This is a genomic window from Pseudomonas sp. PA-7-1E, from assembly GCF_021605325.1.
Classification (GTDB): domain Bacteria; phylum Pseudomonadota; class Gammaproteobacteria; order Pseudomonadales; family Pseudomonadaceae; genus Aquipseudomonas; species Aquipseudomonas fluorescens_BV.
In genome coordinates this window covers 1-5015 of sequence record NZ_WKFA01000109.1, presented here as the reverse complement: position 1 = coordinate 5015, position 5015 = coordinate 1, and the positions used below count along the sequence as shown (strand labels likewise).

Here is a 5015-nt window from a genome sequence, read left to right as displayed (position 1 = left end):
CCCCAAGCGCCCTCGACGCAGCGGGAGCCATCCTCGATGGCGCCCCTGCCGCCTACGCCTTGTGCCGGCCGCCGGGCCATCACGCCCGCTTCGACGCGGCCGGTGGCTTCTGTTACATCAACAATGCGGCCGTGGCTGCGCAAGCGCTGCGCCAGGGTTTCCAGCGTGTCGCGGTGCTCGATACCGATATGCATCACGGCCAGGGCATCCAGGAAATTTTCTACGACCGCGACGACGTGCTGTATGTGTCGATCCACGGCGACCCGACCAACTTCTATCCTGGCGTGGCAGGCTTTGCCGAGGAAAAAGGCAACGGCACCGGCGAGGGGTACAACCTCAACCTGCCGATGCCCCATGGTGCCAGCGAAGCGGTGTTCTTTGAAAAACTGGAGCAGGCCCTGGCAGCGGTGAATGACTTCTCGGCGGATGTGCTGGTGTTGTCACTGGGCTTCGATATCTATGAGCTGGACCCACAAAGCAAAGTCGCGGTGACGCGGGAAGGCTTTGCGCGGTTGGGAGCCCGCATCCGTGCGCTGGGGTTGCCCTGCGTGATCGTGCAGGAAGGCGGGTATCACTTGGAAACGTTGGACAGTAATGCCCAGGCGTTTTTCGGTGCACCAGCGGCTTGGAACGCGCTATCAGGCCCTTTATTAAAGGGTGTTTGAACGCTAAAAGCCTGCTGGTCAGTTTTCAGCAGGCTTTTCAGCCCTTGTCGGGTGCTCGTTCTGATCTGCGTGCAACAACGCCGTGTAGTCTTGCCCGCCGTAAAACACCCCCACTATCGATACCGTTTTGAAGTCAGGCTTCACCCTGAAAGCAATAATGGTGCTGCGACGATAGTGAGTGATGCGCAAGTCTTTCAGCAGGTCGTCACGGCGCATGCCACGCAAGGGAAACAGGGCAAGGCTTTCACAGTAGCTGACAAGATTGTCGATAAAACGCGCCGCTACAGGAGGGGAGCCGACATCGCTGATGTAGTCTTCAAGGGCATCGAGTTGCGCCAAGACCTCGGGCGAAAAAACTACCGAGTAGCTCACGCTTCCCCTGTGCCTTTGCGCCGACGTCTGGCGGCCATATGTTCGCGGACCTGTTCTGGCGATAACCCAAGCTCAGGCTTCGCCTCAAGGGCGGTCGCTGCGGGGATGACTTCGGCTCTGAGCCAATCCTCCATGGCACGATCACGCGCCAGCAACGCCCGCAGGCCGTCGCGAATCACTTCACTTTCGCTGGCATATTCGCCAGCAGCCACCTTGGCTTTGACCAGGGCCGCCATTTCTAGGGGCAAGGTGATGCTCATTTGCTGGGTTGAGCGCATGGGTGTATCCGCCTGGGGTGAGTGGGATTCAATCCTACTCGACCATTGGCGCGATGCAAGAAGCAACTGATCGATGCCGATGTCCGGCGCCTCGTCGTCTATCCAGAAGGGGTAGGTTTCCATGAGTTGCTACGTCTCCAGTTGTGTAGGTCAGGCCGAAAGTATTGACCCGTTTTGGCGATCGCGTTGCCGTAGGTGGCTGATAACCTGCTGATATGTATGACTTCATATGTGTAACAGGATGATCTCGGCAAACCATCTAGGCACACATGGCGTCCCACCGGCTCCCATACGATAATGCTCGCCACCTCGACCACCTTTGGCCTGCCTCCCGTGATCATCAACTTCGACCTCAACGACCTCCAAGCTTTCCGCGCCGTGGTGGACAAGGGCAGTTTTCGTGGCGCTGCCGAGGCCATCCGTATCTCGCAACCGGCCCTCAGTCGGCGTATCGAAAAGCTCGAATCCGCGCTGGATGTAAAGCTGTTCGAACGCACCACGCGACGGGTCAGCCTGACCATGGTCGGGCGTGCATTTTTGCCCCAGGTCGAGCGCATGCTCGACGATCTCGACATCGCGCTGATGGGTATCAGCAACGTCGCCTCGACGCGCATGGGGAATGTCACCATCGCCTGCGTGCCGTCTACCGCGTACTACTTCATGCCCCATGTGATCTCCGAGTTCCACAAGCTGTATCCGAAGATTCGCCTGCGGGTGCTGGATGCCAGTGCCGGCGAGGTGTGCAATGCGGTGGCCAGCGGCGAGGCGGACTTTGGCGTGAGTTTCAGCGGTAGCCTGGCCGATGAGGTGGAATTCGAGTTGCTGCTGCAGGAGCGCTACGTGCTGGCCTGTCGGCGTGATCACCCTCTGGCTGGGCGTGACAGCGTGAGCTGGACCGAGGCCTATGAGCATGACTACATCGAGGTGGACAAGACGTCGGGCAACCGCTTCCTGCTCGACCAGGCCCTGCGTGGGGTGCGGGTGAAAAAGCCGAGTATCTGCGAGACGCACCACGTGACCACCATGATCGGACTGGTGGAGGCGGGGCTGGGCGTGGCGATGGTGCCGTCGATTGCGATGCCGGCGCACACTCACCCGATTCTGGTCAGTGTGCCGCTGGTGGAGCCCCAGGTACTGCGCAATGTGGGCTTGATCAAGCGCCGCGGGCGGACATTGCCACCGGCGGCGCTGGAGTTGGAGCGTTTGGTGCGGGAGATGCCGTTCCGGTCAGCGTGACACCGAGTCCAGGCCGGTGGATTGCACCTCCTGCTGGGCCTCGGGCGATGCCATGAACTGCAACAGTGCCTTGGCCTGCTCAGGGTGTTTGGCGTTCACTGGAATACCGGCGGCGAAACGGGTAACGGACTGCACGTCTTCCGGGATCTTGCCTACGAACGTCACGCCCTTGACTGGCAACAATTCCGCCACTTGTTGCAAGCCGACCTCGTAATCACCCTTGGCCACCTGTTCGCCCACCGGCACGCGTTGGATCATGGTGCCCTTGGCAGGCATGCCGAGCTTCTTGAACAATTCCTTCTCGACATAAACGCCGCTGGCGCTATCCGAATAGGCCACCGATTTGGCTTGGCTCAACACAGCCTTGAGCTCGGAATCGGTATTGATCGAAGGTTTGGCCGCACCTTCCTTCACCACCAGGCCGATCCGCGAGTCCGCCAGCTCCACGCGGGACGCGGGGTCGACTTTGCCTTGTTTGATCAACTCATCCAGGGCATAGCCGACCATGATCACCACATCGGCCTGTTCGCCACGGGCCAGGCGGTTGGGAATCGCTTCCGGCGCCTTGCCCATGGACGGGCCAAGGATGGTGTCGAGGGTGTCACCGCTTTGCTCGGCGTATTGCGGGCCGAGCAATTTATACGCGGCGGTGAAGCCGCCCGAGGTCATGACCTTGAGTTGTTCGGCCTGGGCTGATAGCGCCAGGGTGCCGAGGACGACAGCAGCGAGGGTCTTGAACAGCGGCTTCATTGCGCAGCCTCCTGCATGACTTGGCCGCGGGTATTGGCGCGGCGATACAACGCCAGGGTCGAACACAATGCACACAGCGCGGCGAAGATCATCCAATACGCAGGTGAAGCCTTGTCTTCGGTGATGTGAATGAACCAGGTGGAGATCGCTGGCGTGAAGCCACCGAACACTGCTGTCGCCAGGCTGTAGGCCAGGGAGAAACCCGCCACACGCACTTCCACCGGCATGATTTCAGTCAACGCCGGGATCATCGCGCCGTTATACATGCCATACAGGAACGAGAACCACAGCAGGGTTTCCAGCATGTGCGCAAAGCTTGGTGCGTTGACCACGTAGGACAATGCCGGATAAGCCGTAAGGACAGTCAGCACCGTCATGGCAATCAGCACGGGTTTACGGCCGAAGCGGTCGCTTAACGTGCCGCCGATCGGCAGCCAGAAAAAGTTCGAGATCGCGACCAGCAAGGTCACCAGCAAGGCGTCCGAGGTGCTCAGGTGCAACACGGTTTTACCGAAAGTCGGCGCGTACACGGTGATCAGGTAGAACGCGGTGGTGGTCATGGCCACCATCAGCATGCCGCCGATGACCACGGTCCAGTTCTTCACCAGGGTCGCCATCACTTCACGCATGGTCGGGCGATGCTTGCGGTTGGCGAACTCTTCGGTTTCCTGCAGGTTGCGACGCAGCACGAAGATGAACGGAATGATCACGCAGCCGACGGCGAACGGAATACGCCAGCCCCAATCGGCCACCACCGCAGGTTCCATCCACACGTTCAGGCCATAACCCAGGGCCGCGGCGACGACGATGGAGATCTGTTGGCTGCCCGACTGCCAACTGGTGTAGAAGCCTTTACGGCCCGGCGTAGCCATTTCGGACAGGTACACCGACACGCCACCCAGCTCCGCACCGGCCGAGAAACCTTGCAGCAGGCGCCCCAACAGCACCAGAAACGGCGCCCACAGGCCGATGGTCTGATAACTCGGCACCAGTACGATCAGTAGCGTACCGCTGGCCATGATCGACAAGGTCACGATCAAGCCTTTGCGACGGCCCACGTCATCGATGTAGGCACCCAGAATAATCGCGCCCAATGGACGCATCAGGAAGCCAGCGCCGAACACGGCGAAGGTCATCATTAATGACGCAAACTCATTAGCGGCCGGGAAGAACGCGGCAGCGATATAGGTGGCGTAGAAACCGAACAGAAAGAAGTCGAACTGTTCGAGAAAATTGCCCGAAGTAACGCGCAATACCGCGCCTACTTTCGAGGGGCCAGCCGCAGGCCGGGAAGGGGTCGTCATGGTTTTGTGTCTCCAGCGTTCTTTTTAAAGTGCTTGTTTCGCTTAAGACTTGGGATAGTGGCTGACACATTTAGAAATGATAAGTGACTAATTTGGATGAATTGATGCGTATTGGCTATCAATCCATTCCGGCTTCAAGACAACCCGCCGTGTCCTATGCTTGAAGCTGTTTCCAATTCTTATGGGCGGAGGCCGTTATGGGCAACGAACACAAGCAGCACAACGAGCCGGAGCGTGAAGAACCCCGGCGGCAGCGCGAAGACGAAAAGCCGCAAACCTGGAAGCATCCGGACGATGGCACCGAGCTTTCCGAGCGTGACCAGGAGTTTCCGCTCAAGCCTTGAGTCAGGTAACCGCGGTCTAATTGTGGGAGCGGGCTTGCTCGCGAAGGCGGTGTGTCAGTCAACGGA

At 59.4% G+C, this 5015-nt stretch carries 7 protein-coding genes; 3 read left to right on the top strand and 4 right to left on the bottom strand.

Annotated elements, in window-relative coordinates; genetic code table 11:
- A partial coding sequence (locus tag GIW79_RS29295; protein WP_236477474.1) for a histone deacetylase family protein occupies positions 1–665 on the top strand: 665 nt, incomplete at its 5' end.
- An 18-nt stretch (positions 666–683) separates the two neighbouring features.
- Here GIW79_RS29295 and GIW79_RS29290 read toward each other — a convergent pair.
- Together GIW79_RS29290 and GIW79_RS29285 are read right to left on the bottom strand one after the other, a co-directional pair.
- The gene (locus GIW79_RS29290; protein ID WP_034126594.1) at positions 684–1037 is read right to left on the bottom strand and encodes a type II toxin-antitoxin system RelE/ParE family toxin; all 354 of its coding nucleotides are present in this window, start codon (positions 1035–1037) and stop codon (positions 684–686) included.
- Positions 1034–1438 carry a ribbon-helix-helix domain-containing protein gene (locus tag GIW79_RS29285; protein WP_236454060.1) on the bottom strand — a complete coding sequence of 135 codons (405 nt, stop codon included), beginning with the start codon at positions 1436–1438 and terminating at the stop codon, positions 1034–1036. Before GIW79_RS29285 ends, GIW79_RS29290 begins: the two co-directional genes overlap by 4 nt.
- A 210-nt stretch (positions 1439–1648) precedes the next feature.
- On the opposite strand from GIW79_RS29285, the gene GIW79_RS29280 reads away from it, so the two are divergent.
- Positions 1649–2551, top strand: a complete 903-nt coding sequence (locus tag GIW79_RS29280) for a LysR family transcriptional regulator (protein ID WP_034127031.1) — start codon at positions 1649–1651, stop codon at positions 2549–2551.
- On the opposite strand, the gene GIW79_RS29275 is transcribed toward GIW79_RS29280, so the two are convergent.
- Together GIW79_RS29275 and GIW79_RS29270 are read right to left on the bottom strand one after the other, a co-directional pair.
- Complete coding sequence (locus GIW79_RS29275) at positions 2543–3301, bottom strand: substrate-binding domain-containing protein (RefSeq protein WP_070415480.1); 759 nt, start codon at positions 3299–3301, stop codon at positions 2543–2545. The genes GIW79_RS29280 and GIW79_RS29275 overlap by 9 nt on opposite strands.
- Entirely contained in the window at positions 3298–4605 is a 1308-nt protein-coding gene (locus GIW79_RS29270) for an MFS transporter (RefSeq protein ID WP_236454057.1), read from the bottom strand. The genes GIW79_RS29275 and GIW79_RS29270 overlap by 4 nt, the downstream gene beginning before the upstream one ends.
- A gap of 197 nt (positions 4606–4802) precedes the next feature.
- On the opposite strand from GIW79_RS29270, the gene GIW79_RS29265 reads away from it, so the two are divergent.
- On the top strand, positions 4803–4949 hold the full coding sequence (locus GIW79_RS29265; protein WP_164919346.1) for a hypothetical protein: 147 nt from the start codon (positions 4803–4805) through the stop codon (positions 4947–4949).
- Positions 4950–5015 lie beyond the last annotated feature (66 nt).